The sequence below is a fragment of the Gordonia sp. CPCC 205515 genome (genome assembly GCF_048537925.1).
Lineage (GTDB): Bacteria > Actinomycetota > Actinomycetes > Mycobacteriales > Mycobacteriaceae > Gordonia.
Genome location: NZ_JBCLVJ010000010.1, coordinates 96,512 through 122,102, shown reverse-complemented (window position 1 = coordinate 122,102; position 25,591 = coordinate 96,512). Strand labels below are relative to the sequence as shown.

The 25,591-nt window shown below is 67.4% G+C and carries 24 protein-coding genes; 8 read left to right on the top strand and 16 right to left on the bottom strand.

Annotation, left to right across the window (positions count from 1 at the left end; genetic code table 11):
- Nucleotides 1-83: 83 nt before the first annotated feature.
- From AAFP30_RS15570 to AAFP30_RS15550, 5 genes are read left to right on the top strand one after another with little or no spacing between them, the layout of a single operon-like run.
- Complete coding sequence (locus AAFP30_RS15570; RefSeq protein WP_419230863.1) at nucleotides 84-1,220, top strand: cupin domain-containing protein; 1,137 nt, start codon at nucleotides 84-86, stop codon at nucleotides 1,218-1,220.
- Nucleotides 1,217-1,957 carry an alpha/beta fold hydrolase gene (locus AAFP30_RS15565; protein WP_419230862.1) on the top strand — a complete coding sequence of 247 codons (741 nt, stop codon included), beginning with the start codon at nucleotides 1,217-1,219 and terminating at the stop codon, nucleotides 1,955-1,957. Before AAFP30_RS15570 ends, AAFP30_RS15565 begins: the two co-directional genes overlap by 4 nt.
- Entirely contained in the window at nucleotides 1,942-3,264 is a 1,323-nt protein-coding gene (gene hisD, locus AAFP30_RS15560; protein ID WP_419230861.1) for a histidinol dehydrogenase, read from the top strand. Before AAFP30_RS15565 ends, hisD begins: the two co-directional genes overlap by 16 nt.
- Nucleotides 3,261-4,022 (top strand): SDR family NAD(P)-dependent oxidoreductase, encoded by a 762-nt coding sequence (locus AAFP30_RS15555; RefSeq protein WP_419230860.1) that lies wholly within the window; start codon nucleotides 3,261-3,263, stop codon nucleotides 4,020-4,022. The genes hisD and AAFP30_RS15555 overlap by 4 nt, the downstream gene beginning before the upstream one ends.
- Complete coding sequence (locus AAFP30_RS15550) at nucleotides 4,019-4,798, top strand: HpcH/HpaI aldolase family protein (protein ID WP_419230859.1); 780 nt, start codon at nucleotides 4,019-4,021, stop codon at nucleotides 4,796-4,798. Before AAFP30_RS15555 ends, AAFP30_RS15550 begins: the two co-directional genes overlap by 4 nt.
- A 64-nt stretch (nucleotides 4,799-4,862) precedes the next feature.
- Here AAFP30_RS15550 and hemB read toward each other — a convergent pair whose 3' ends face one another.
- The 6 genes from hemB to AAFP30_RS15520 all read right to left on the bottom strand — a co-directional run bounded on the left by hemB (nucleotide 4,863) and on the right by AAFP30_RS15520 (nucleotide 11,234).
- Nucleotides 4,863-5,840 carry a porphobilinogen synthase gene (hemB, locus tag AAFP30_RS15545; protein WP_419230858.1) on the bottom strand — a complete coding sequence of 326 codons (978 nt, stop codon included), beginning with the start codon at nucleotides 5,838-5,840 and terminating at the stop codon, nucleotides 4,863-4,865.
- A gap of 197 nt (nucleotides 5,841-6,037) precedes the next feature.
- Nucleotides 6,038-7,696 (bottom strand): uroporphyrinogen-III synthase, encoded by a 1,659-nt coding sequence (locus AAFP30_RS15540; RefSeq protein ID WP_419230857.1) that lies wholly within the window; start codon nucleotides 7,694-7,696, stop codon nucleotides 6,038-6,040.
- Nucleotides 7,697-7,807: 111 nt separating this feature from the next.
- Entirely contained in the window at nucleotides 7,808-8,761 is a 954-nt protein-coding gene (hemC, locus tag AAFP30_RS15535; RefSeq protein ID WP_419230856.1) for a hydroxymethylbilane synthase, read from the bottom strand.
- Nucleotides 8,758-10,104 carry a glutamyl-tRNA reductase gene (locus AAFP30_RS15530; protein WP_419230855.1) on the bottom strand — a complete coding sequence of 449 codons (1,347 nt, stop codon included), beginning with the start codon at nucleotides 10,102-10,104 and terminating at the stop codon, nucleotides 8,758-8,760. The genes hemC and AAFP30_RS15530 overlap by 4 nt, the downstream gene beginning before the upstream one ends.
- Entirely contained in the window at nucleotides 10,101-10,874 is a 774-nt protein-coding gene (locus tag AAFP30_RS15525) for a redox-sensing transcriptional repressor Rex (RefSeq protein WP_419230854.1), read from the bottom strand. The genes AAFP30_RS15530 and AAFP30_RS15525 overlap by 4 nt, the downstream gene beginning before the upstream one ends.
- Before the next feature lie 93 nt (nucleotides 10,875-10,967).
- Entirely contained in the window at nucleotides 10,968-11,234 is a 267-nt protein-coding gene (locus AAFP30_RS15520) for a glutaredoxin family protein (RefSeq protein WP_419230853.1), read from the bottom strand.
- Nucleotides 11,235-11,361: 127 nt separating this feature from the next.
- Between AAFP30_RS15520 and AAFP30_RS15515 the strand changes: the two genes are divergently transcribed.
- Nucleotides 11,362-12,522 carry an HAD family hydrolase gene (locus tag AAFP30_RS15515; protein ID WP_419230852.1) on the top strand — a complete coding sequence of 387 codons (1,161 nt, stop codon included), beginning with the start codon at nucleotides 11,362-11,364 and terminating at the stop codon, nucleotides 12,520-12,522.
- A gap of 4 nt (nucleotides 12,523-12,526) precedes the next feature.
- On the opposite strand, the gene AAFP30_RS15510 is transcribed toward AAFP30_RS15515, so the two are convergent.
- Complete coding sequence (locus AAFP30_RS15510) at nucleotides 12,527-13,543, bottom strand: AraC family transcriptional regulator (protein ID WP_419230851.1); 1,017 nt, start codon at nucleotides 13,541-13,543, stop codon at nucleotides 12,527-12,529.
- Between the two features lie 142 nt (nucleotides 13,544-13,685).
- Between AAFP30_RS15510 and AAFP30_RS15505 the strand changes: the two genes are divergently transcribed.
- Nucleotides 13,686-15,272 (top strand): bifunctional 3-(3-hydroxy-phenyl)propionate/3-hydroxycinnamic acid hydroxylase, encoded by a 1,587-nt coding sequence (locus AAFP30_RS15505; protein WP_419230850.1) that lies wholly within the window; start codon nucleotides 13,686-13,688, stop codon nucleotides 15,270-15,272.
- Between the two features lie 8 nt (nucleotides 15,273-15,280).
- Entirely contained in the window at nucleotides 15,281-16,333 is a 1,053-nt protein-coding gene (locus AAFP30_RS15500) for an alpha/beta hydrolase family protein (RefSeq protein WP_419230849.1), read from the top strand.
- Here the strand turns inward: AAFP30_RS15500 and AAFP30_RS15495 are convergent, their stop codons facing one another.
- The 9 genes from AAFP30_RS15495 to AAFP30_RS15455 all read right to left on the bottom strand — a co-directional run bounded on the left by AAFP30_RS15495 (nucleotide 16,334) and on the right by AAFP30_RS15455 (nucleotide 25,537).
- Nucleotides 16,334-17,497, bottom strand: coding sequence for a zinc-binding dehydrogenase (locus AAFP30_RS15495; protein WP_419230848.1), 1,164 nt, complete (start codon nucleotides 17,495-17,497; stop codon nucleotides 16,334-16,336). It abuts the gene before it with no gap.
- A gap of 112 nt (nucleotides 17,498-17,609) precedes the next feature.
- The gene (locus AAFP30_RS15490) at nucleotides 17,610-18,806 is read right to left on the bottom strand and encodes a lysophospholipid acyltransferase family protein (protein WP_419230847.1); all 1,197 of its coding nucleotides are present in this window, start codon (nucleotides 18,804-18,806) and stop codon (nucleotides 17,610-17,612) included.
- A 179-nt stretch (nucleotides 18,807-18,985) separates the two neighbouring features.
- Nucleotides 18,986-20,038, bottom strand: a complete 1,053-nt coding sequence (locus AAFP30_RS15485) for an NAD-dependent epimerase/dehydratase family protein (RefSeq protein ID WP_419230846.1) — start codon at nucleotides 20,036-20,038, stop codon at nucleotides 18,986-18,988.
- Between the two features lie 416 nt (nucleotides 20,039-20,454).
- Nucleotides 20,455-20,556 (bottom strand): 30S ribosomal protein bS22, encoded by a 102-nt coding sequence (locus tag AAFP30_RS15480; protein WP_003402602.1) that lies wholly within the window; start codon nucleotides 20,554-20,556, stop codon nucleotides 20,455-20,457.
- A gap of 233 nt (nucleotides 20,557-20,789) precedes the next feature.
- Nucleotides 20,790-21,035, bottom strand: a complete 246-nt coding sequence (locus tag AAFP30_RS15475) for a helix-turn-helix domain-containing protein (protein WP_419230845.1) — start codon at nucleotides 21,033-21,035, stop codon at nucleotides 20,790-20,792.
- Nucleotides 21,036-21,223: 188 nt separating this feature from the next.
- The gene (proC, locus tag AAFP30_RS15470; RefSeq protein WP_419230844.1) at nucleotides 21,224-22,096 is read right to left on the bottom strand and encodes a pyrroline-5-carboxylate reductase; all 873 of its coding nucleotides are present in this window, start codon (nucleotides 22,094-22,096) and stop codon (nucleotides 21,224-21,226) included.
- Nucleotides 22,097-22,151: 55 nt separating this feature from the next.
- Nucleotides 22,152-22,988, bottom strand: coding sequence for a thioesterase family protein (locus AAFP30_RS15465; RefSeq protein WP_419230843.1), 837 nt, complete (start codon nucleotides 22,986-22,988; stop codon nucleotides 22,152-22,154).
- On the bottom strand, nucleotides 22,933-23,889 hold the full coding sequence (locus AAFP30_RS15460; RefSeq protein ID WP_419230842.1) for a sugar phosphate isomerase/epimerase family protein: 957 nt from the start codon (nucleotides 23,887-23,889) through the stop codon (nucleotides 22,933-22,935). The genes AAFP30_RS15465 and AAFP30_RS15460 overlap by 56 nt, the downstream gene beginning before the upstream one ends.
- A gap of 16 nt (nucleotides 23,890-23,905) precedes the next feature.
- Nucleotides 23,906-25,537, bottom strand: a complete 1,632-nt coding sequence (locus tag AAFP30_RS15455) for a hypothetical protein (protein ID WP_419230841.1) — start codon at nucleotides 25,535-25,537, stop codon at nucleotides 23,906-23,908.
- Nucleotides 25,538-25,591 lie beyond the last annotated feature (54 nt).

Sequence of the window (25,591 nt, the reverse complement as noted above, 5' to 3'; positions counted from 1 at the left end):
TCATGGCCTCCGCAAGCCGATCCTCTCGTCTCCGATGAATCACGGCTCTGCACATTGGTCTCGGTATCCGACAGGAGTCGCACATGACCACCGATGTCGCCGTCACCCCAGATGAGCTACGCCGCCGAACAATTCTCCGCAGTGAGTTCGTGTCCTGCAATCAGGCGTTCATCGACTGCCGCACCCCAGGTTCAGACCGTAAGCAGAATTATTCGATGATCGGTCGCGGAGTGAGCCAAAGCTCTGGACAGTTCGTCAATCTCGCTGAGCCGCACGGCTTTCAGATCGGCGCGGCCGCCATGCCACACGGCGTGACAAACAATCTCCACCTCCACTTCACAGCAGAGGTGTTCCTCTGTTTCAAGGGCGAATACCTGCTGCGGTGGGGAGTCGACGGCAAAGAGGGTGAGCTCGTCCTCAAGGAAGGGGAGATCGCGTCGATCCCCACCTGGATCTTCCGCGGTTTCACCAACATCGGTCCCGATGAGGGCATCCTGTTCACCGTCCTCGGCATGGATCGCACCGGCGGAATTATCTGGAGCCCGGCGGTCCTCGACGACGCCAAGGGGCACGGTCTGTATCTCCGCGCCGACGGGCAACTGATCGATACCGTCGCCGGAGACGAGATCACCTCCGAGACGGAGCTGATCGAACCGTTGACCACCGAGCAGATCGCCGGCCTCCGTCACTACACGGTCGACGAGATGGCGGCTCGGATCGCGACGCCGGAGAACATCACGTGGTCAGACCGTGCACTCTTGGATTCCGCGTTGCCCGGTGGCGGCGTCGAACTCGGTCCGGTCATCGGATTCGGCGTCACCGAGGACCGCGACCAACTCCCCCGCGTGGTGCATCCGCACGGTCACGCCGTCGCGTGGCTCCGGGCGAGGGCGGGTCAGGGCGTGTCCGCGCACCGCCATGCCGAGAACACCGTCCTGATGGTCAAGGACGGCGAATGGGAGGTGACCGTCAACCGTGGGCCCGACGCCGAGACCGTTCGACTCGGTGAGTGGGACATGGTCTCGGTCCCGCCCCACGCCTGGCGGTCGATCCGCAATGTCGGTGACGAGCCGGGGTTGATGCTCGTCGTCACGAGTGGCGACGCGAGGGTCCGACTCGAGTGGGACGAGGAGGTCGTTAAGGCCGCAGCTGACGCCGGCGATGCGATCGACCACAACGGCTACCTCGCCCCGTACGCACTGGTGCCGCGGCGATCATGACCGAGTCCGCGCCACTCGTACTGGTGCCGGGCATGCTGTGCGACGACGATCTGTGGTCCGACATTGGCGAAGTTGCCAGTGCACCTGTGATTTTCGCGTCGATCAGCCGGCGCAGCATCACCGAGATGGCGGCCGAGGTTCTGGACTCCGCGCCGCCGCGTTTTCTTCTCGGCGGTCTGAGCCTCGGCGCCATCGTCGGATTCGAAATAATCCGTCAGGCTCCCGAGCGTGTTCTCGGATTCTGTGCGATGTCCACCAACGCCGGAGCCCCGACCGACGCACAACGCGAGTCGTGGCTCACCATGGCCGCCCGCACGGATCACGGCGAGTTCGCAGCGGTGGTCCAAGACATCATCGCGCCCACCATGTTCAGGGATCCGACTCCGCCAGCCGAGTTGCGCGAACGTTTCCGACGGATGGCACACCGAATCGGCCCAGATGTTTTTCGCGCTCAGTTGGCCGCTCAGGCGACCCGCATCGACTCGATCCCGCACCTCCACAAGATCGTCTGTCCCACAATCGTTCTTGCGGCCGAGGACGACACATTGTGTCCGCCGGCGTTCCATCGGGCCATTGCCGACGCGGTTCCGCACGCCCGCCTCGAGATCATCCCCGACGTAGGCCACCTGTGCACCTGGGAGAGCCCCACATCCGTCAGCGCGATTCTTCGTGACTGGATCATCACCAACAACCTCGATCACCCTCAACCCTTGGAGACAACATGCCAACCGTCCTGAAGTCCGCTACGCCCACCGAGACCGTGCGCATCGAACGCACCGAAGTGAGCCAGCGGGTCTCGAGCATCCTCGACGATATCCGTGATCGCGGAGACGCCGCGGTGCGCGAATGGTCGACAAACCTCGACAACTGGAACCCGGACAGCTTCCGCCTCTCGCCCGAACGTATCGCCGAGATCATCGCGTCGGTGCCGCAGCAGGTCATCGACGACATCGAGTTCGTTCAGGCTCAGGTACGAGCATTCGCGCAGCGTCAGCTCGAGTCGATGTCGGAGTTCGAGATGGAAACCCTCCCGGGTGTCCGACTCGGACAGAAGCACATTCCGATCGGTCGCGTCGGCGCCTACGTCCCCGGGGGCCGTTATCCGCTCACCGCCTCGGCGCACATGACCATCGTCACCGCGAAAGTCGCCGGCGTGCCCAGCGTTGCGGCGTGCACCCCGCCGATCCGTGGTGAGGTCCCGGCGGCAACAATCGCCGCGATGCACATGGCCGGAGCCGACGAGATCTACCTCTTGGGCGGCGTCCAGGCCATCGGCACCCTTGCCCTCGGCACCGAGACCGTGGCACCTGCCGATCTGCTGGCCGGACCCGGCAATGCGTATGTCGCAGAAGCAAAGCGACAGCTGTTCGGCGAAGTCGGAATCGATCTGTTCGCCGGACCGACGGAGATCCTGGTCATCGCCGACGACGCCGCAGACCCGTTCGTCGTCGCCGTCGATCTGCTGTCGCAGGCCGAGCACGGTCCCGATTCGCCGGCCGTATTGATCACCACATCGGCCGAGCTGGGCGCTCGGGTGATCGAGCACATCGATACGATTCTGGTCGACATGCCCACCAAGGACATGGCCGAACCGGCATGGCGCAATCACGGCGAGGTCATCGTCGTCGATAGCCGCGAAGAGGCCTACGCGCTGGCCGACACCTACGCCAGCGAACATGTCGAGGTCTTGACCGAGAATCCGCGCGAAGCGCTTGCCGCCATGCGTAATTACGGTGGACTCTTCCTCGGCGAGGGCACCTGCGTCTCCTACGGCGACAAGGTGATCGGCACCAACCATGTGCTGCCGACGCGCGGTTCGGCGCGCTACACGGGCGGCCTGTGGGTCGGTAAGTACCTGAAGACGGTCACCTACTCAGAGGTCACAAACGAGGCCTCGAGCGCGCTCCTCGGTGAGGTGTGCGGTCGCGCGGCGCGGGTCGAGCTGTTCGAAGGACATGCGCGCTCCGGTGACGTCCGCGCGGCGAAGTTCGGCGGCAAGTCACTCGAGTGGTCCGACGCGCTCGCGTCGGCAGCTGCGCAATGAGCGGTGTCGCCGGCCGGACGGCGTTGGTGACCGGTGGCGGCAGTGGTTTGGGCGCGGCCATCGCGCGCGTCCTGACGGACAACGGTGTCCGAGTGGTCGTCGTCGGCCGCGACCAGGAGAAAGTCAACCTGGTCGCGACGGCGCGGCCCGAGCTGACTCGGGCCGCGGTCTGTGACGTCGCCGATGCCGACTCGGTCGTCCGGCTACGCGACGAGCTTGCCGACGAGGAGATCTCGATCCTCGTCAACAACGCTGGGATCGCCGGGCCCGTCGCCGACCTCGTCGACATCGACGTCAAAGAATGGGACGAGGTGTTCGCGGTCAACGTACGCGGCACGTATCTGATGTGTCGCGAGTTCCTGCCCGCCATGGTCGAACGCGGACGCGGAGACGTCATCAACCTGGCTTCGGTGTCCGGGAAGCGCCCGTTGACCGGTCGCACGCCGTACTGCGCGTCGAAGATGGCCGTCATCGGGCTCACCACCACGCTGGCCACTGAGGTCGGTCCGCGCGGAGTCAACGTGAACACGCTGTCGCCGGGCCCGGTCGACAGCGAGCGGATGCACCGGAACTTCACCCTCGAGGCGGAGCGCAGAGGGATCTCCTACGCGCAGGCGGAGGAGGCCTTCGTGTCTCGTGCTGCATTGCGGCGGATGGTCACCGAGGACGAGGTCGCCGCTGCAGCGCTCGCGATGTTGTCGATGCCGGGTCTCTGCGGTGCCGACATCGACCTGTCAGCCGGGATGATTGCCCGATGACCGGGTCACGTTCGGTCGGGCGGGTGACGCTCAAGGCCCGTGCCGCTGCCGGTGAACAACTCGTCGGAGCCCTCCTGCGAATGCCGTCGGAGGAACTCGTCGAGATGGCCGCGGTCGCCGGGTTGGACTACGTGCTGATCGACTGCGAGCACGGTTCCGCCGATGAGACGTCGCTGCGCCACCACATCACCGTCGCGCAATTGCACGGGATGGACACTCTGGTGCGGGTCGGGCAGCACGAGCCCGCGCTGATCCAACGGGCGCTCGACCTGGGTGCGACCGGAATCGTTGTGCCCCACGTGGATAGTGCGGAGCAGGCGGCGGCCGCGGTCTTCGCTACGCGCTACCCACCCTTGGGCGACCGCGGATTCGCCACGTACGGGCGCACCGGACGATTCGGCTCGGTGACGGCGCGTGAGCATTTGGATGCGGATGTCGACGGAACACTCACGATCGCGATGATCGAGTCCCGGGCCGGCTGCGAGAATGCCGCCGAGATCCTTGCGGTGCCGGGTCTGGACGGCGCCTTGTGCGGTCCGTCGGATCTTGCGGTGTCGATGGGCCTGGACAGCACCTCCGACCCGTCGTTGGTGGCCACAATCGCCGAGGTCCATGAGCACGTCGCCCAGGGCGGGGCCATCCGGATGGACATCGTCGGCAATCTCGACCGGGTCCGTGATTCGTTCGCCGCGGGCGCCGGCATGGTCGTCGTGAACCTGACCAGCATGCTGATGGCGATGTTCGGCGACCTGGCAGCGGTTTCTCGCCGCCGCTGATTCCTGATACAAAGCGGGTGGAGATCGATCGGACCGATCGATCTCCACCCGCTTTGTTCGTGTCCTATCCCAACCAGCCAGCCACCTCGGTGGCCCAATACGTCAGAATCATCGACGCCCCCGCACGCTTGATCGACGTCAAAGACTCCAGGATGGCGGCGTCACGATCGATCCATCCGCGTTCGGCAGCGGCGGTGATCATCGAGTACTCGCCACTGATCTGATACGCGGCCACCGGTACGTCGGCGATCTCGGCGACGTCGCGCAGAATGTCGAGGTAGCTCATCGCGGGCTTGACCATCACGATGTCGGCGCCCTCGCCGAGGTCGAGGCGCACCTCTCGCAAGGCTTCCACCCGATTCGCTGAATCCTGTTGGTAGGTCCGACGATCGCCCTCCAACGACGATCCCACAGCCTCACGGAATGGGCCGTAGAACGCGGACGCGTACTTGGCGGCGTACGCCAAGATGCCGGTGTCGCTGAAGCCTTCGGCATCGAGGCCCGCGCGGATCGCGGCGACCTGGCCGTCCATCATGCCGCTCGGCCCCAGCAGGTGCGCCCCGGCTCGCGCCTGCGCAAGCGCCATTGACACGTACCGATCCAGCGTAGCGTCGTTGTCGATGCGACCGGTGTCGTCGAGGACACCGCAGTGTCCGTGGTCGGTGAACTCGTCGAGGCAGGTGTCGGCCATCAGCACCGTACTGCCGCCGAGATCCTCACGCAGCGACCGTAATCCGCGGTTCAGCACGCCGTCGGGAGAGTCCGCGCCCGAACCCACCGCATCCTTGTCGGCGGCAGCAGGCACACCGAACAGCATCAGTCCGCCGACGCCGGCACGGACGGCCTCGGCGGCCGCCTTGCGCAGCGAATCGGTGGTGTGCTGTACGACGCCGGGCATCGATGAGATCTCACGCGGCTCGTCGATACCGTCGGCGACGAACATCGGCAGGATCAGATCCTGTGGGGCCACAACGGTTTCGGCCACCAGGCGGCGCATCGCCGGGGTTGTCCGCAAACGGCGAGGACGGATCACGGGTGCCATGTCAACCTCTCTTGGAGCTCTTCATATCGCACGGTCGACGGAATTCGACGCCCAATCAACCCGATTCCGCCCAGTCGACCGGAAACGGCGCCCGGTCGACCGGGAACGGTGCCCAGTCGACCGGAAACGGCGCCCACTCGACCGGAAACGGTGCCCGGTCGACGGGGAACGGTGCCCGGTCGACGGGAACCGACGGATCAGGACCGCGACCGCCGCGACTTCTTCCGCGGGGGCGGCAAGGCACCCTCTGCGCGCAGGCGAGCGGCGTGCTCGGCCAGGGCGTCGACCAGTGCGGACACCGAGGCAACCTCCGGCTGCACATCGACGCGCAGACCGAATTCCGTTGCGGTTTCCGCGGTCTTGGGTCCGATGCACGCAACGATGGTGCGCGCGTGCGGCTTACCGGCGATACCGACGAGGTTGCGCACCGTCGAGCTCGAGGTGAAGCAGACCGCGTCGAAGCCGCCGGTCTTGATCATCTCGCGGGTCTCGGCGGGCGGCGGCGCGGCGCGCACGGTGCGGTAGGCGGTGACGTCGTCGATCTCCCAGCCGCGCTCACGCAGTCCCTCGGACAGCGTTTCGGTGGCGATGTCGGCGCGCGGCAACAGGATTCGGTTGACCGGGTCGAACACGTCGTCGTAGGGCGGGAAGACCTCGAGCAGTCCGAGCGAACTCTGCTCACCGTCGGGGATGAGCTCGGGCTCGATGCCGAAGGTCCGCACCTTGGCGGCCGTGGCCTCACCGACGCAGGCGATCTTGACGCCGGAGAAGGCCCGGGCGTCGAGACCGAACTCGGCGAACTTCTCCCACACGGCGCGCACCGCGTTGGTGGAGGTGAACACCACCCACTGGTAGCGGCCGTCGACCAAACCCTTGACGGCCCTTTCCATCTGGGCGGGGCTGCGCGGCGGCTCGACGGCGATCGTCGGGACTTCCTTGGGGATGGAGCCGTGCGAGGCGAGCCGTTCGCTCATGTCGCCGGCCTGGTCCTTGGTGCGCGGCACCAACACGGTCCAGCCGTAGAGCGCCCGCGACTCCCACCAGGAGAGCTTGCCGCGCTGCGCGACGACCTTGCCGATGGTCAGGATCAAGGGACCCATGAGCGCATTGCCCTGCTCGTTCAGCGAGGCGAGAGTGGCCTCGATGGTGCGCTGTGCACAGGTGGTGCCGTTGACGGTGATGGCGACCGGCGTCTGCGGGGCCATGCCCTGCTCGGTCAGCGCGCTCGCGGTCTCGGCGAGGTGCGCGGAGGTGGCGTGCAGCACCAGCGGTCCGGGCGACGCGGCGAGCGCGGCCCAGTCGACACCCTCGGCTCGGACGTCGGCCTCGGTGTGGGTCGAGCCGAGCGGCATGCCGGCGTAGCTGGGGACCACCGACGCCGACGGCAGGCCGGGCAGCACCTCGAACGCGATCGACGACCGCGACACGGCGTTGACCTCGGTGAGGACGGAATCGGTGGTCAGCGGATCGCCGGACACCACACGGACGACGTCGTCGCCCTCCTTGGCGGCCGCGACGAGCGTCTTGGCGACCTCGGCGGGATCACCGAGCGCCGGATGCACCACGAACGCGGGTTCCGGAGCCTCCTCGGCGGGAGCGTCTGCTGCTGCCTCGGCGGCCTCGGCTTCCTTGGCGGCTGCTTCCTTGGCCTTGGTGGACCGGGACGACGGCTTCTCGGGCTGGACGTAGGCCGCGCCGATGAGGGCGACGACTCCAGCGGGCACGTCGGGATCGATGTAGGCGACTGTGGCTTTTTCGATGACGTTTCGTGCGCGCACGGTCAACAGATCGGGATCACCGGGCCCCGATCCGACGAACAGGATCCGCCCCGGATTGACCTTCTTCGTACGGCTCATGAGTTCGCACTCTCCTGCCCCCGGAGGGGCTGCAGTTCCTTCACCTGCTGTGAGTTGCGACGTGATGGGCCCGAGGTCGAGGCCCGCTCACCGTGGGCGCGTAGTGCGCCGCTAGGCTTGCGAACCGCGGCCGACGAGCTCGCCCGCTCCCAGCTCCAGCAGTTCGGCGGCAAGATCCTTACCGAGTTGCGCTGCACGATCGACCGCGCCCACCACCGAAGCGCGGATCACATCGGATCCGTCTTCGGCCGCCACTGCCGCACGCAGCGACAGTTCGGCGAAGATGCGCCCGTCGTCGTCGATCGACTCGACCACCTCACCGATCGCACCGACCGGGGCGGTACATCCGGCCTCGAGGGCCGCAAGTACTGCTCGCTCGGCGTCGATCGCCGCACGGGTGGACGGGTCGTCCAACTCGGCGAGTATTCTCACCAGTTCGGCATCGTCGGAGCGGCACTCCACGGCCAAGGCACCCTGTGCTGGTGCCGGTAACAGCACCACCGGGTCGAATGCCTCGGTGACGACATCGGCTCTGCCGATACGTACCAGACCCGCTCGGGCGACCACGACTGCATCGAGTTCACCGCTGGCGACTTTGCCCAACCGAGAGTCAAGGTTGCCTCTTAGGGGGCGGATTTCCAAACCGAGACCTAATGCTCTAAGCTGTGCCGCCCGGCGGGGGGCGGAAGTCCCTACCGTGGACCCCGGCGGCAGTTCACCGAGCACCATGCCACCCTTGCTGACCAGCGCATCTCGGGGATCCTCGCGAGGCGGGGTGGCCGCGATGACGAGGTCGGATTCGGGTGCGGTGGGTAGGTCTTTGTACGAGTGCACCGCGACGTCGACCTCGTGATTCCGCAGGGCAACGCGGATCGCGGTGGTGAACACGCCGACGCCGATCTCGGCGACCGGTTTGGCCGACTTGTCACCGTCGGTGCGGATGATGACCAGCTCGGCCGGATGCCCGGCGGCGGTCAGTGCGTCGGCGATGGTCTGGGCCTGGGTGGTGGCCAGCAGTGATCCGCGCGTCCCGATGCGGATCACGTTTGTGGCGTCCGAGCTCACTTCTCGGACCGACCGAAGTCGGTGGTCTCGGAGGCCGAGACGGATTCCGCCGCGCCCGGCCTGAGCTCGAACAGTTCGCGCAGCGCCTCGGCGTAGTGGTCACCGTTCGGGGTCGACGCGAGTTGCTTGACCCGCACGGTGGGGGCGTGCAGCAGCTTGTCGACGACGCGGCGCACGGTCTTGGCGATCTCGTCGCGCTGCAGGTCCTCCAGGTCGGGCAGACGTGTCTCCAGACGCAGGATCTCGGCCTCGACAACGTCGGCGGCGCGCTGGCGCAGCGCGGCGACGGTCGGGGTCACCTCGGCCTGGCGCTGGTTGGTCAGGTAGTCGGCGAGTTCGGTGGCGACGATCGACCGGGCGGCGGTGGCGTCGTTCTCGGCCGCCTGGGTGGCCGAGTCACCACGCAGGCCCTCGATGTCGACGACGTGGACGCCAGGCAGGCGCGCGGCGGCCGGGTCGACGTTGCGGGGCAGGCCGAGGTCGCAGATGACCAGTGGGCGCTTGCTGGTGCGGGCGGCCAGCGCGGAGTGCACTTCACCGACCCCGACAACCGAGCCGACCGAGCCGGTACACGCGACCACGACGTCGGCGGCGGCCATCACCGCCGGCAGGTCGTCGAGCCCGGCACCACGCACGTTGATGCCATGATTGGCGGCGACGTTGCCGGCGAGATGCTCGGCGTTGGCCAGCGTGCGGTTGACGACGACAAGCTCGTCGACGCCCTCCCGGGCGAGGTGCGCGGTGGCCAGGCCACCCATCGCCCCGGCGCCGACGACGACCGCCGACTTCAACTCCGCGGACCCGTCGGTCGCGAGCAGGGTCTGGGCGCGGTGCAGCGCGACGGACACGACCGACGCGCCGGCGCGGTCGATCCCGGTCTCGGTGTGTACCCGCTTGCCGACCCGCAGCGCCTGCTGGGCCAGCTCGTGCAAAACCCGTCCGGCGGACTTGTTGGCGTCGGCGTTGAGGTAGGCGTTGCGGATCTGGCCGAGGATTTGCTGCTCCCCCACGACCAAGGAGTCGAGTCCCGCGGCGACGGTGAACAGATGCTCGACGGCGGCCTCGGAGTAGCGCACGTAGGCGTGCCGGGTCATCTCGTTGACGGTCATCCCGGAGTGCTCACCGAGGACTGCACCGACGGTTTCGAGTGCGGGGTGGAAGGCGTCGACGACGGCGTAGATCTCCACCCGATTGCAGGTGGATACGAGCATCGCCTCGGAGATCGCCCGCGAGGTCAACAGCTCGTCGACGAGCTTGGGTCGGTCATGGTCGGAAACCGCCAACCGCTCGAGCACCTCCACGGGTGCACTCCGGTGCGAGACCCCGAACAATAAAACACTCACGCCGTCTCCTCGCCCACGGACGCGCCGACACGGCTCGTCGCGGGTTCTGTTCTCGTCGTCCCCACTCCCGTGCCGCGAGAGGCTGAATCCGTCGCGGCACGCGAACGCGAGGCGTTGAACGCCAACACCTGTAGCTCCAAGGCTAGATCAACCTGTCTGACGAAAACATCTGAGTCCGTCAACAACGTGGTCGGCGTTACGTTCAACAGCCGACGCACACCCGCCGCGAGGAACGCATCACAGGCGTGTTGGGCGTCGGATTCGGCGGTGGCGATCACCCCGATCTCGATCAGTGCGGCGTCGGGACCGGTGCAGACCTCGGTGATCTCCGACAGCGGCGCGATCAGCGGCCCACCCGGTTCGACGCTCGATCCGACGAGGTCGGGGTCGGCGTCGAACATCGCGGCCACCCGGAATCCCCGCCCGAATCCGGCGTGGGCGATCAGCGCGCGACCGAGGGCACCGGCGCCGGCGAGCGCGACGAAGTGGGTGCTGTCGGTGTGCAGCGCCATCGCGATGCGGGCGATGAGCCGGCCGACGTCGTAGCCGACCCCTCGGACGCCGTTGGCGCCGATGTGCGAGAGGTCCTTGCGCAGGATCGAGGGGTTGACGCCGGCGGCGGTGGCGAGCTGTCCGCTGGAGGCCACCAGGATGCCGCGTTCGCGGAAGGACCGCAGGATGTGCAGGTAGGTCGCGAGCCGGGTGACCGCGGGTTCGGGGATGTCCGCGTTTCCGTGACCGTTGGAGACTCTCGCGCCAGGGCCGCTCACACTCCGCTCACCTTCCTCCGACCACGCCTCCACCGGCCACGCCACTGTGGACCCGCTCTGAGACGTGCCTCACACCCTATACCCGGCGGTGCCTCACCCTCGATCGGCGTGCCGTGCTGCCAGGTCCTTGCGCAGCCGTGGCTCGTCGACCTCCCAATAGCTGTGTTCCTCGCCGTCGAGCAGGATGACCGGCAGCCGGTCGCCGAACTCGGCACGCAGCATCGGGTCGCCGTCGGTGGCCACGCTGTCGACGTCGACCTCGTCGAAGGTGAGACCGAGGTCGGTACAGATCCGGGTCAGGTCGGTGCGGGCGGTGGCGCACGCCGAGCAGCCGGCGCGGGTGAGCAGGGTGAGCGACATGTCCTCGACTTCCTCCGACTGTGATGCCGATCTAGTGTCGCACCCTGCGCGCGGGTCTCCGACTACGCTGGAACGGGCCCCGGGGTTGTGGACGTCTCGGGCGGAGCACATGCGTGGAGGTGATCGGGTGGGCGAGGCCCACGGACCCGGCGAGACCGACCCGACCGAGGGCACCGACGTACCGGTGCAGTCGCGGGTCGATGACTCGACGCAGTCCACCGCGGAGGCCGACGGCAGCGACTGGGAACGGCACGCCGACGACGTCGACCCGACCGGCGGCGGACCCGATCTCGATGACCTCGATGCCGACGGCGAGGACGTCGTCGAGGATGATGAAGACGCTTCGCGGGTGGCGGCGTGGATCGCCGAACGCGCCCGCGCAACCGGCGGCCGGTTCCGGCAGACCGCACACGAACTCCGTCAGTCACTCGCCGGCGAGGCGAGCGCCCGGGTTGCGGTCGATACGCTGCGCGCCCGCCCGCCTGCCGATGTCGTCCCCGATCAGCCGCCGCTGGATCTGACCGCGGCCGCATTCTTCGACGTCGACAACACCCTCGTGCAGGGTGCGTCGATCATCCACTTCGCGCGTGGGTTGGCGGCGAAGAAGTACTTCTCCTACGGCGACATCCTCGACTTCGCGTGGACGCAGGCGAAGTTCCAGATCACCGGCAAGGAGAACGCCGCCGACGTCGCCGAAGGACGCGACAAGGCGCTCTCGTTCATCGCCGGCCGGTCGACAGCCGAGCTCATCGAGCTCGGCGAGCAGATCTACGACGAATACATCGCGGACAAGATCTGGCCGGGCACAAGGGCTTTGGCACAACGGCACCTCGACGCCGGGCAGCAGGTATGGCTGGTGACGGCCACACCGGTGGAGCTCGCGCAGACCATCGCCGACAGCCTCGGCCTGACCGGCGCGCTGGGCACCGTCGCCGAGAGCGTCGACGGCGTGTTCACCGGACGTCTCGTCGGCGACATCCTGCACGGCCCCGGCAAGGCGCATGCGGTCCGCGCGCTCGCGATCCGCGAGGGCCTGAATCTCAAGCGCTGCACCGCTTATTCGGATTCGCACAACGACGTCCCGATGCTGTCGCTGGTCGGCAACGCCGTCGCGATCAACCCGGATTCGGATCTGCGAGACGTGGCCAAGGTCCGCGGCTGGGAGGTCTACGACTTCCGCACCGCACGCAAGGCCGCAAAGTACGGTGCCGCAACGGCTCTCGGGGTCGGTGCGGCCGGCGCGAGTGCTGCGGCGGTGGCGAGGCTGGTCCGGCAGCGGAACGGCTGAGCACTCAACGTCGTAGCGCGTGAGACCTTGTCGCCGAGGGCAATTCGCCAAACCTTGCGCGGTAGGCGCCCGCGAAACGCGATACGTGGGTGAAGCCCCACCGGTAGGCGACCTCGGTCACCGAATCCTGCTGGTCCGCAGTCATTTCCGATAGTTCGCGGTGTGCCTCGTCGAGGCGCAGGGCGCGCAGATACTCAGTCGGCGACATATCGAGTTCGGTACGGAATGCGCGCTGCAACGATCGGACGGTGGTTCCTGCATGTCGCGCCACGTCCTCCGTGGCCACCACGTCGGCAACGTGCGCGCGACAGAAGTCCATCGCATCCCGAACCGCGCGCGAATGTGCTGTGCCGGTGCGAATCTCGTCGAGGGCAGTGCGGTACGAGTGCGACGACCCGGTGAGTAGCCCGGTCAGCAGGAAGTCCTGCCAGTTCGCCGCGGCAAGCGGGTGGGCGATCGATCCGCCGTGTGCGTCGAGATCGGTGAGCGCCACCCGCAGCGCGGCGTTCCAGGTCGCCAGTTGCGGTTCGGAAAGATCCAGGGAGACATCGAAACTCGCAGGTGCGGTAACCGGCCGGCGGAGGAGTGCCTCCAGACGACGATCGAGGGTGGCGCGTTCGATACGGACGTGCAGTTGGGCGTAATCGGAGTTCATGTGCATCGTCGCGAACATGCCGGGGCTCAGCATCGCGCCGTGCGTCGGGTCGATGATGCCACGACGGTCGCCGATGGCTGCGATCCGCCCCTCTCCCCGCCACGCGAACATCACGTCGTAGTAGTCGATCGGTTCGAGGATGTCGACGTCGATGTCGACGCCCTGCTCGAGGTAGATCACCTGCATATCGCCGATCCGCGCGGCGCGTACCTCGCCTCGGAACGCGGCGGTCGCCGCGCCGTCGCTGATGTCGATGCGATGCGGTGTGAGGAGTTCGGCGGCACGGGACCGGAAGTCCTCGACGTCCGTGTGCGACGCCAGTGAGTGTCCGGCAAGCGGTGCCTCGCGGTCGGCCGTATTCGGCATCGTCAACCTCCGTTCGCTGCTGCTCACGACGGGTCACTGTCGCAATCCGGATACACGGGTCGCCCACCGGATAGTGACCTACGTCGCATCTTCATACATTCTGCCGTATCGCTCGTCGCGATACCGACTCGAAGGAGTGCATATGAATACCGACGTCGACGTCGCAGTAGTGGGTTACGGACCCACCGGCCAGGTTCTGGCTTCACTGCTGGGACGACAGGGCCATCGCGTGGCGGTCTTCGAACGCTGGCCGAGCCTGTACGGAATGCCGCGGCTCACCCACATCGACGGGGAGACCGCACGCATCATCCAGTCGGCCGGCGACGTCGACGTCGCGCTGCGCGACGCGTCGCCGGCCGCCACCTACGAGTGGCGCAACGGGAACGGCGATCTGCTTCTCGCGCTGGACTGGTCGGGCGTCTCGAGCGGCTTCGCTGCGCACTGGACGATGTATCAGCCCGACATCGAGGACAGCATTCATCTGCGGGCGTCGTCGTATCCGACGGTCGGCATCGAGCAGGGGGTGGATGTGGTCGGTCTGGTGCAGCACGACGACCACGTGGCGCTGACGGTGCGGCCGCGGTCCTGCGATAGGGACCAGCAGTGGGAGGCCCCGTCGGCCGACCGCATCGTCACCGCGCGCTATGTGGTCGGCGCCGATGGGGCCAACAGCTTCGTGCGTCGGGCGATCGGCGTCGACTGCGACGATCTGGGCGTCGACGACCGGTGGCTCAACATCGACACCGAGTGTCTGCGTCCCCTCGGCGATGCGTTTCAGGTGACCCAACAGTTCTGCGATCCGGTGCAGCCCAACATGTTCATGCCCATCGGGCAGAGCCGCCAGCGGTTCGAGGTGGCGGTCCGCGACGACGACCCCGCGGAGATGGCGACCGAGGACTACGCCTGGCGCTGGCTGCACGAGCGGCACGGCCTGGGTCCGACCGATGTGCGCATCCTGCGGCACGTCATCTACACGTTCTCCGCGCGCACCGCCCGTCGCTGGCAGGTCGGTCGGGTGTTCCTCGCCGGCGACGCGGCGCACACGATGCCGCCGTACATGGGGCAGGGTGCATGCTCGGGGATGCGTGACGGCATCACCCTGGCCTGGAAGCTGTCGATGGTGCTCACCGGCGCTGCGTCGGCCGATCTGCTCGCGACATATGAGACAGAACGTCGCGGTCATGCCGAGGTGATCCAGCGGTGTGCGGTGGAATTGGGGCGGGTCGCCAACCTGAAGGACCCAGTGGCCGCCGCCGAGCGTGACGACATGTTCCGCCGCGGCGAGGTGCCGCCGCTGCCGCCGTTCCCCACCATCACCAACGGGGTCGTGCTCCCCGGATCGCTGGCCGGCACGCTCGGCCCGCAGGGGCTCATCGTCGCGGAGCGCGGCCGCGGCCGCTTTGACGACCTGCATCGATGGGGATTCACGGTCGTCTGCTCCCGCGATCCGCACGACGTGCTCTCGACCGCGCAGCTCGCGTTCCTGTCTAGCATCGGCGCCGCCGTCGCGACCACCGCGCCGGGAACCCCGCGGTCGTTCGAGGATGCCGACGGCACCTACGATCACTACTTCGCCGAGCACGGCGTGGAGGCGTACATCGAGCGTCCCGACTTCCACCTGTTCGGCGCCGGCAGCGTCGATGATCTGCCGTCGATGGTGGATGCGCTTGCCCTGGCACTGGGCGTTGACTCGTCCATCGAGCAGGTCGCACTGGTCGGTGGTGCGTGATGGCCGCGATGTCACCAGAGACCGCCGCGCACTGGCGCGCGATGCCGCCGTCACGACTCCTCGACTGTGGGATGACACACCCCGATATCCGTGCGCTGACCGCTGCCACCGAGGGCGGCACATCGTGGGACGCTGCGTGCGAGCAGCTCGGCGAGGTGCATCTCCACCTCGCCGGCGCAGCGCTCGAACTTGGCCACCCCGTCACGGCGGAGCACGAATACCGCAGCGCTGCAGCCGATTTTCTGTTCGCGCAGATGGCATTCAACTTCGACACCGAGCGTAAGGTCGAGCTCTACGACCGGTTCACCTCGTGCGTCGACCGCGTGGCTTCGGTTTCCCGGCTGCCGATGCAGCGGATCGAATTGCCATTCGGCGGTGGACAGTTGGTGGGATGGATGGTGGAGCCGACCTGCCCGACCATTGGCACCGTCGTGGTGTTCGGCGGCCAGAGTGGTTGGGGAGCAGCGTATCTCCGCAACGCCGACAGTCTGGCCCAGCGTGGGATCGCGACCGTGCTGGCCGAAGGGCCAGGGCAGGGCGAGTCGCGGCAGCGGTTCGGCGTACATCTCGACGTCGACGTCTCTGCCGCCTACAGCGAGTTCGTCTCCTACGCACTCGCTCGACACGATGCGCCAGTGGGGTTGTGGGGCAACAGCATGGGCGGACTCTATGCGGCGCTGACCGCCGCGGCCGACCCACGAGTTCAAGCCTGTTGTGTAAACGGCGGATTCGCAGCGCCCCGACTGCTCGAGTTCCGGACGTTTGCCGAGCAGGCAGGCGCGATGCTCGGCACCGACGACCCAGCACGGATCGAGGCGAACTTCGCGCGTCTACGTTTCCACCCCGATACGCACCACCTCACCGCGCCGTTGCTCGTCCTGCACGGCGGCGCCGATCCACTGGTGGATCTGGCCGACCAGCAACCGTTTCTGGATGCAGCCGGTGATGCGACCCTGCGCGAGTGGTCGGACGGCGACCACACCATCTACAACCACGGTGACGAGCGCAACGACGTCGTCGCCGACTGGTTCGCCGACCGGTTCCGGAGGTCGGCAGGCTGATTACAACCCCGCAACCGCCGACGACGGATCGATCAACACCTTCGCATGATGTTCGGCCGAGCCGAGCGCATCGAACGCCGCTGCCACACCGTCGAGTCCGACGGTCGCGGTGATCAGCGGCGTCGGGTCCACCTTGCCGTCGGCGATCATATGCAGGGTGTCGTGGAATTCGCCTGGGTCGTAGGCGAATACGAAGCGCAGCTCGACCTCTTTGTTGATCGACATGGCCGGGCGGAAGGTGTCGGGTTCCATGCACACCCCGGCGACGACGACGCGGGAGCGGAACGGTGCGTGCGACACGATGTCCTCGATGATGCCCGGCACACCAACGCATTCGAAGACCACCGGGCCCTGCGGGGTGGCGCCGACACGTTCGGCCAGGCGCATGACCCGCGCCCACGGTAGACCCGGAATGCGTTGCAGCTGATGCATTGCGGTGAACGCGGTGGCGAAGAGGTCGCCGGCGCTGGTGAGGTACTTACGACGTTCGACGCACGCGTCCCAGGGCGAGTCGACGGCCGGGTCGACGACGACGTCGGCTCCGCAGCGGCGGGCGAGTTCGCGGCGCCCAGGCGACGGATCCGAGGCGACGACCGACCGCACCCCGGATGCCTTGAGCATTAGGATCACCGCGAGTCCGATTGGGCCGCAACCGATCACCACCGCGACATCACGTTTACCCACCTCACCGCGGCGCACCGCGTGATGGGCCACGGACATCGGCTCGGTCAGCGCGGCGAGTTCCGGTGACAGACCTTCGGGGACCGGCATGGTCAGATCCTCGGCGACGAGCATGTACTCGGCGTAGGCGCCGGGGGCGTCCGCGGACAGACCGGTGAGATGAGCGTCGCCGCCGTGCGAGATCATCGGCACCGACACCACCGCGGCACCGACCTCCCAGCGCTTGCGGCAGCCTGGGCCGTAGGACACGACCTCGCCGGAGAACTCGTGACCCATGACGACCGACTGGGTCGAGCGCATGTAGCCGTCGTAGCCGATCTCGGCGGCGACGTCGGCGGTCGGGTCGCAGTGGGCGCGGGAGTGCAGATCGGAGCCGCAGATGCCGGCGCGGGTGACCCGAATCAGGAGTTGCCCGGCGCCGGGTGTCGGGGTGGGAAGGTCGACGACCTTGAGTTCACCGTTCGTACACGCGACTGCCCGCACCCGACCACGCTCCTCGTCTCGACGACTCTCGTCGGCGCCAGATTACCTGCCGTGTGCGACGGAACAGTGCCCAGTCGGCGGAAAACGGCGCCCAATCGACGGGCGGCTGGGTTCAGCCGAAGTAGACGCTGCCGCGACGGCTGAGCATGCGGAAGAGCGTCTGCTGGATCTCTTCACGGACGTGGTCGGTGAGGTCGAAGACCACCATCGGGTCGTCGGCGGAGGATTCGTCGTAGCCGCCGGTCTCGATGGGCCGGCCGAAGTGGATGTGCCACTTCGACGGCAGTGGGACCACACCGAGCGGGCCGAGCAACGGGAAGGTCGGGGTGATCGGGAAGTAGGGCAGGCCCAGGACCTTGGCCAGCGGCTTGAGGTCGGCGAGCATCGGGTAGATCTCCTCGGAGCCGACGATCGACACCGGGATGATCGGCGCCGCGTTGCGCAGCGCGGTGGTCACGAACCCGCCGCGGCCGAACCGCTGCAGCTTGTAACGATCCTTGTAGAGCTTGCCGATGCCCTTGTAGCCCTCCGGCCACACTGCGGTGAGTTCCCCGGCGCGCAGCAGGCGGTCGGCGTCGTTGGTGCAGGCGAGGGTGCCGCCGATGCGGCGGGCGACCTCGCTGACGCCGGGCATGTCGAAGACCATGTCGGCGGCGAGGACCCGCAGAAAGCGGTTGGTCGGGTGATTGTCGTGCACGGCGACCGAGGTCATCAGCGCGTCCACCGGGATGGTGCCGGCGTGGTTGGCGACGAGCAGCGCGCCGCCCTCCCGCGGCAGGTTCTCCACGCCGGTCACCTCGACGCGGAACCAGTTCTCGTAGACCTGGCGGACGGCGGGAAACCAGACCGATTCGGTGAAGTGCGGGTCGAATCCGAACTCGTCGACCTCGTACTCACCGGTCATGCGTTCGCGAATAAAACCCGCGGTGGCGGTAAGTGAGTCGGCGACGGCGCCGCGGATGCCGGACAGCGAGAACAGCGGGCTCGAGCGGTGGGGACCAAGGTGCTCGGGACCCAGCGACTCCGCTGCCGCGCGGACGTCGTCGTTGATCGGGGTGACCTCGGCCGGCGGGCGGCCGAAGCCGTCGGTGTTGGGATGGCCGAGGGACGCGGCTGCACGCGATTTCGTTTGCGTTGCTTTGGATTTCGCGCCGGATGCAGGTCCCGGAGTCTGACTGGGGTGACGTCGTCGCCCCTGCTCACGGGTACCGCGCGGAGCGGACGCCTCGGCGCCCGAGGGGGTTGCGTAGAGCTGGATCACCTTTGCGGTACGTGCGTCCGTTGCGCCGCCACCTGCCAAGATGCTCACCCCGTCCAAGATTCGTTGATGACCCGATGCCGTTGATGGCGATTAAGTGATTCGCGATTACCCTACCCGCACATCCGACTGGGTCTGCTGTCCGAGTGTAAAGGTTGCAACCGCGTTGTGCATTGTTGTGAGCAATCCGCGAGAGTCGTGTCCGCCAAACACATCCGCCATCTTGAATACTATTGCAGCTGATGGGCGGCGCCGACGACGCGCTTCTCGAGCGAACGCCAGGTGTCCGGGCCGATGATCGCGTTCGAACCGCCGCGCGCGACGAAATCGTCGACAGTTTCCATCGTCGTGTAGCGCGGCGCGAAGCCGAGTTCGGCGCGCATCCGAGTGGTATCGAGCACACGCCCGTAAGTCAGGAATTCGGTCTGACTCGATCGCAGCTTCGCCGAGCGAAGGTCCTGGAAAACGCCGGTAATTGGGGCCAAAAGCCCACTGGGAACCGGTAATTCGATATGTCCGATTCGCCGGATTGCCTGCGTCAGGGTGACCACGCCGTCGCCGGAGATGTTGAAGGTGCCGGGCTTGCCCCGCAGCGTCACATGCTCCATCGCGGCGAGCGCATCCTCCTCGTGCAGGAACTGCAACCGGGGTTGGTAGCCGATCACCGTCGGCACGATCGGCAGCGAAAGGTAGGACCCCATACGGGTGTTGATGCGCGGACCGAGAATGGCCTGCAATCGCGCGATGCTGACCTCAATGTCTTGTCGACGTCGAGCCAAGCCACGAACGTAACCCTCGATGTCGAGCAGATCGCGACCGTAGCCGCGCTTCGGCTCGCGGCGCGCGGGGGTCTCCTCGGCAAAATGTGACGGGTCATGAGCACTGGCCCCGTACACCATCGCCGTCGAGCGCAGGATCAACCGCTTGACCGACGGGCTCCGCTGACACGCGGCACACACCTGCATCGCGCCGACGACGTTGAACTCCTTGATCGCCGCCGAGTGCGGAGCGGTCTCCATAATCGACGTCGCGGCATGCACCACGGTGTCGACCTCGTAGCTCGCGATCGCCTTCGCGATGGCCGGGCGGCGGATGTCGAGGCGCAGGAACTCGGCGCGCCCCATGCGTCGCATCAGGTCCTTGCGCGGCACCCGCGAATCGACCGCGAGCACCCGCTCGATCTCCGGGTTGGCCGACAGCCGGGCAACCAGATATCCGCCGAGGAACGTGGACGCGCCGGTCACCAGCACGGTGCGGGGCGGCGTCGGCGTCTCGTCTGACATACGACCAGGCTAGGGCATACGCCGCGACCCCGCCGGGGCCAACGTCCACCGTGACCGGATAGCGCACGCCAAGAGCGTTGACAGCGCCCTGGATTTCGTCGACGGCGCCCGCCCAGCCTCGAAGAGCGAGTTACCCGCACGGCCAGGCGCCGTCGATGAAATCCGGGGCGCTGTCAACGCAACTCCCGGCGTCAGCCGGCCCCAAAGCAACCACCGCAGAGCGCCGTCAACGCAACCTCAGGCGCCGTCAACGCAACCTCAGGCGCCGTCAACTGCAAACCAGGCGCCGTCAACGCAACCACGGGCGCTGTCAACGCACGAGAGGGCGCTGTCGACGTCAACGGCCGTACAACGACGAAGAACCCGCACGTGGGCGGGTTCTTCGTAAGCACTCGCGAGCGGTCCTCGCAGGCGGCTTATTTACCGAGTTTGCGACGCTGCACGCGAGTCCGACGCAGCAGCTTGCGGTGCTTCTTCTTCGACATGCGCTTACGGCGCTTCTTGATCACAGAACCCATCGGGGCTTCCTCACATCTTCTTCGTTTATCTCGGGACAGCGAGCTCGCTGTCGGCCGATGTTCTCGGCGCGGCAGAGGACATCGGCACGCGACCATCAACACTACCGGTCGGTGTCGGTGAGATGAAATTCGGTCACCCAAACCACAACTCCCCCGGGCCGGTCGCATCGATCAGCGAACCCACCCGAGGGAGTGAAAAACTGGCGTCCTACCGGGTCACACCCGGTGTCGACTCAGCCGACATCGAAGTACGAGGTCTCCAGGTAATCGTGCACGGCCTTGGCGTGCACCCGGAACGACCGGCCGACGCGCACAGCAGGCAACTCGCCGCTGTGGACCAACCGGTACACCGTCATCTTCGAGACGCGCATCAACGATGCGACTTCGGCGACCGTGAGGAACTGCGAACCCGACGCGGCGTTTCCCACTGGGTTTCCCGCGGCGCCGGACCTATCACCGGGCTTCTCTGCAGCAGCCATGAATCACTCATACCTCCGGTGCACGCGTCGCGGCCGCAGGCTTCCCCTCCTGCGGACATCAGACACGCACGTGCTTAAAGCAGCTTAACGTGGCTGATGTGAAAAAAGCGACGTGAGTTGTGTGAAAATTGCGCCGAATGTCGCCTAGACCCCAACATACTGGGGTTTTCCTGCCCGACAACCCCAATTCATGGGGTTTCGGAGTCCGATCGGGTCACGTTTCCGCCCATCAAACCCTCAACGTCGGGTCGAAGCCCAGCCTTCGCGCTGACCGCCGCGCAGGCGCGTGTGGCCTGGTAGACGCCGTGCCGGAAGCCGTTCGCCTCGAATTCGCGGATTGCGGCGGCGGTGGTGCCGCCCGGGGAGGTGACCGCAGCCCGCAGATCGACCGGCGACAGCCCGGACTCACTCAACAGCAGTCCCGCACCCCTGATGGTCTGAACCGTCATCTCACTGGCCTGGGCCCGGCTCAGGCCCAACGCCACACCGGCGTCGATCATCGCCTCGGCCATCAGGAAGACGTAGGCCGGCCCGGACCCGGACACCGCGGTCACGGCGTCCATCTGCTTCTCCGGCACGACGACGACCTTGCCGACAGAGCGCAGCAGCTCCTTGACCGCCTCGAGCTGCTCCTCACCGACGTAACGTCCCGCGGACATCGCCGACATCGCCTCGTTGACCAGCATCGGAGTGTTCGGCATGACCCGGACGACCGGCGACCCGGCCTGCAGCGCGTTCTCGTATTTGGCGATCGGCAGGCCGGCGACCAGCGAGACCGTGACGCGTTCGGACTCGGCGTCGTCGTCGGTGGACGCCAGCTTGCGCAGCACGCTCTCGACATCGTCGGGTTTGATCGCCAAGAAGACGTATTGGGCGCCCTCGACGGCGACGGCGACGTCGTCGGTCACCAGCACGCCGTACTCGTCGGCGATCTCCTTGGCCCGCCGCGGCATCTTCTCGGCGACGGCGAGGTCCTTGGTGTGGCGTCCGGCCTGGATCAACCCGGCGAGCAGGGCTTCGCCGATCTTTCCGCCACCGATGATGGCGATACGTTCGGTCACGATTGACGGCCTTCCTGATGGTCGTTGACGACTGTGCGCTGTTGGGTCACGGGGATCACTGCGGAATGAGGGCGAGCTGCCGGGATTGCGCGACCACCGTGCCCTCCGAGTCCACCACGAGGTGATCCTCTTCAAACATGCCGGGTCCGACCTCGATGCTGTACGCGGCGAATCGCAGCCAGCCCGGCGCCGGGTTGCGGCGCACGTAGGTGGTCAGCTGGACGGTCGGCGCCCAACCGGCCAGGCCGAGGTTGGCGATGACCGGCAGCGAGATGTCGCAGACGAGCACCGCGAAGTCGACGTCGGATTCGGCGCCCCGCGGCCGCGACCAGCCGCGCACGACCGGGTCGCCCTTCTCCCGTCGCATGAACGCGGTCGAGGTGGGATCGAGCACCAGTTCGAGGGCACCGCCGAGGTGGTTGATCTTCTCCATCGGCGAGCCCTCGAGAACCAGGCCATGGGCCGGTGGCTCGGCGGGCACCGCGTCCAGGATCGTCGGCGCGGAGTGGTGCGACGGTCCGGTGTCCGGGCGGGCCATGGTGACCGAGGACGAGACCATCGTCCGGCCGTCCTGCACGGCGTCGACCGACATCACGGTGACCGTGCGCCCGCGCTTGCGAATCAGTACCTCGAGAGTGATCTCGGCCGGTGCCGGCGCGGTCAGGTAGTCGCTGGAGATGGCGACCGGAATCTTCTTCTCGTCGATCGCGGCGTCGCCGAGTGCGGTCAGCGCCAACCGCGCGGCGTGCGCGACCACCATCTGCAGACTGCCCCCATGGACCTTGGGTCCAATGGTGAACACCGGATCGATGACGGCCCGATAGGTGATGCGGTCGTCACCCGCCCGAGCCACCTCGGTCAGGGTCAACAGTTCGGCCAACTTGTGCGACATCGCTCCACTCTCGTCCGCTGGATGCACGCGGCAGCTGCCGTTTGAGGTGCTGCCGGGCAAAATCTAGCGAACGCGCCAGCAGGGCACTGCGCTCGGGTTTGGTGCGGGCCGAGCTGGTCGTGACCTCCAACACAACCGCGCCTGCGAAATCGCCGGCGGCGAGGCGGCGGCACACCTCGGCGCAGGGCTGTCCCCCGTCGCCGGGCAGCATGTGCTCGTCGGTGGGGGCGCCGTCACCGTCGGCCAGATGGAGATGTTTCAGATTGCCGCCCATGCGCTCGAACAGCGCGAGAGCGTCGACGCCTGCGGTCGCGGTGTGCGACAGGTCCAGGGTGTAGTTGTCGTACCCGTCGTCGGTGGGGTCGATCGACTTGCCGAATGCCGACACCGCAAGGCCCGGCCCGCCGCCGCGTTTGGTGAGCCGCTTGACCGACCGATCCCCCGCACCGAAGAACCGGTCGGCCCGCATCGGGAACATGTTCTCCACCGCGACCGCGACCCCGCTGTCCTCCTCGAGCTCGCCGACCATGTCGTCGAACGCCTCGACATATGCGCGCTGCCAGCGGAACGGCGGATGTACGACGACGGTGCTCGCGCCGAGGTCCTCGGCGGCCTGCACGGATCGGGCGAGTTTCACCAGCGGATCGCGCCCCCACACCCGCTGCGAGATCAGCAGGCACGGCGCGTGGATCGAGAGCACCGGCACCTGGTAGCGCTCGGACAGGTACTCGATGTGGCCGATGTCCTGACTGGCCGGGTCGCCCCACACCATCAGCTCGATGCCGTCGTAGCCGAGTTCTGCCGCGTACTGGAAGGCGGCCTCGGTGTTCTGCGGGTACACCGATGCGGTCGACAGCCCGATGGGGATGTCGACCAGGTGCGGTCGGCTGGGATGGTTCACGAGGTGATGGACGAGCTCACGTCGCCAGCAGGACGAGCGGTCCGATGGTGACGATCAGGCCGACACCCAGCGCCAGCAGCGTGGTGATCAGGTCGCGGGAGTGTCGGACCAGGTGGGTGAACGTGACGATCCCGAAGATCACCAGGACCGCGAGGACCAGCGCGAAGTAGACGTTCCACTTCCACAGTTCGGTGAATCCCCAGAACAGGCCGACACCGATCGCCAGGCCGGCCAGCGACTCCCCGAGGATCAGCAGCCAGGCCATGCCGGGCGACCTCTCACCGGTGGCCTTCGCCTTCTCGGCCGCGGGCGTATCGGTGGTGGGGGTGTCGGTGACGGGTTCTCGGACGGTCGCGGCGGTGGTTGCCTGGTCCGCGGTGGTGGCCTCGTCGGGCGACGGGGTGACCGATGCGGTCTCGACGGTGTCCGGGTCGATCGCCTCGACGGTGTCGGCCTCTGTCTCGGCGGTCTCGGCGGCGACGGTGACGGCCGGCGTCGGATCGCTCGGTTCTTCGGCGACGATGGGCTCGGCCACGGTTTCGTCGACCGCCTCCGCGGTGACCTCGTCGGGTCGGGACGCGTCCTCGGCCTCGATCGTCACCTCGGATGCCGGCGCCTCCAGGTTCGGTTCGGCGACGTCCGGTGCAGCGAAGTCGTCCTGCTCAACCTGTTCGACGTCGGCAACATGCGGGGTCACCGCGTGCGGCCCATCGGTGTCGGGACGATCATCGACGTGCGGGATGATCAGCGACGTCGGTGCGTCATCGACCTCGGGTTCGGGGACGATCGCGGGTGCCACGGTCGCCGCGGTGACGGCGGCCGTGGGCGCAGTCGGCGCGGGGATCTCCGTGCCGACAGCATCGTCGGTGGCTGCCGCGTCGGCCGCTTCGGCACGCTCGCGGGCGGCCTGGGCGCGACTGGGGGCCGGCGGCTTGGGCTTCCTCCGGAATCGGTCGAGGAAGCTGCGCTTGGCGGCCGGTTCCTCGACGGTCTCGACGTCGCTGAAGTTCCGGTACGCGTCGAAATCCTCGATGGTCTCGGGGGGTCCGTTCTCGGACCGCGGTTCGGCGGGCGCGGGTGCCGCGGCGAGGTCGACGCCCTCGATGTCGTCGGGCTCCACCACAACCAGATCGTCACGCTCGTCCTCGACGATGGGAATGATGCGGGTGACGGCGTTGGCCGATTCCTCGTCGACGTCGGCGCGGTCGGCTGTCGTGGCGTCGTCGACGCGCTGCGACACGGCTGCGGCACTGAAGTCGCGGGTGGCAGGCGGGGCGTCGTAGGTCGGCATGCCGCTGGCATTCGACGGCACGGCCCGTCCGGTGGCGGCAGGTCGTTGCGGGCCGCTCGGCGGCTCGGCGACGGGGGTGTCCTCGGAGTAGCGACGGGCCACGGGATTGGCCGATCGCGGGAACGGTCCGGTCTCGATGCGCGGGATCTCACCGGTCAGTTCCGACACGGACACCGCACCTTCGCGGCCGACGCGGCGACGACCGCGCCCCTCGCGCGGGGTGACCGCGGGCGTACCGGCCTCGCGGCTGCGGGCGAGCAATTCGGACACCGAGATCGGACGGGAGTCGGTGGCGTCCCCCGAGGACCCCGAAGAACCGGTCCCGCTCGCGTCACCCGACACCGATTCTCCTGCCATAAGAGTTCGCTCTCCGTCCCTGCGGTCTACGTGGTCCCGACGTGGGACCGCGTC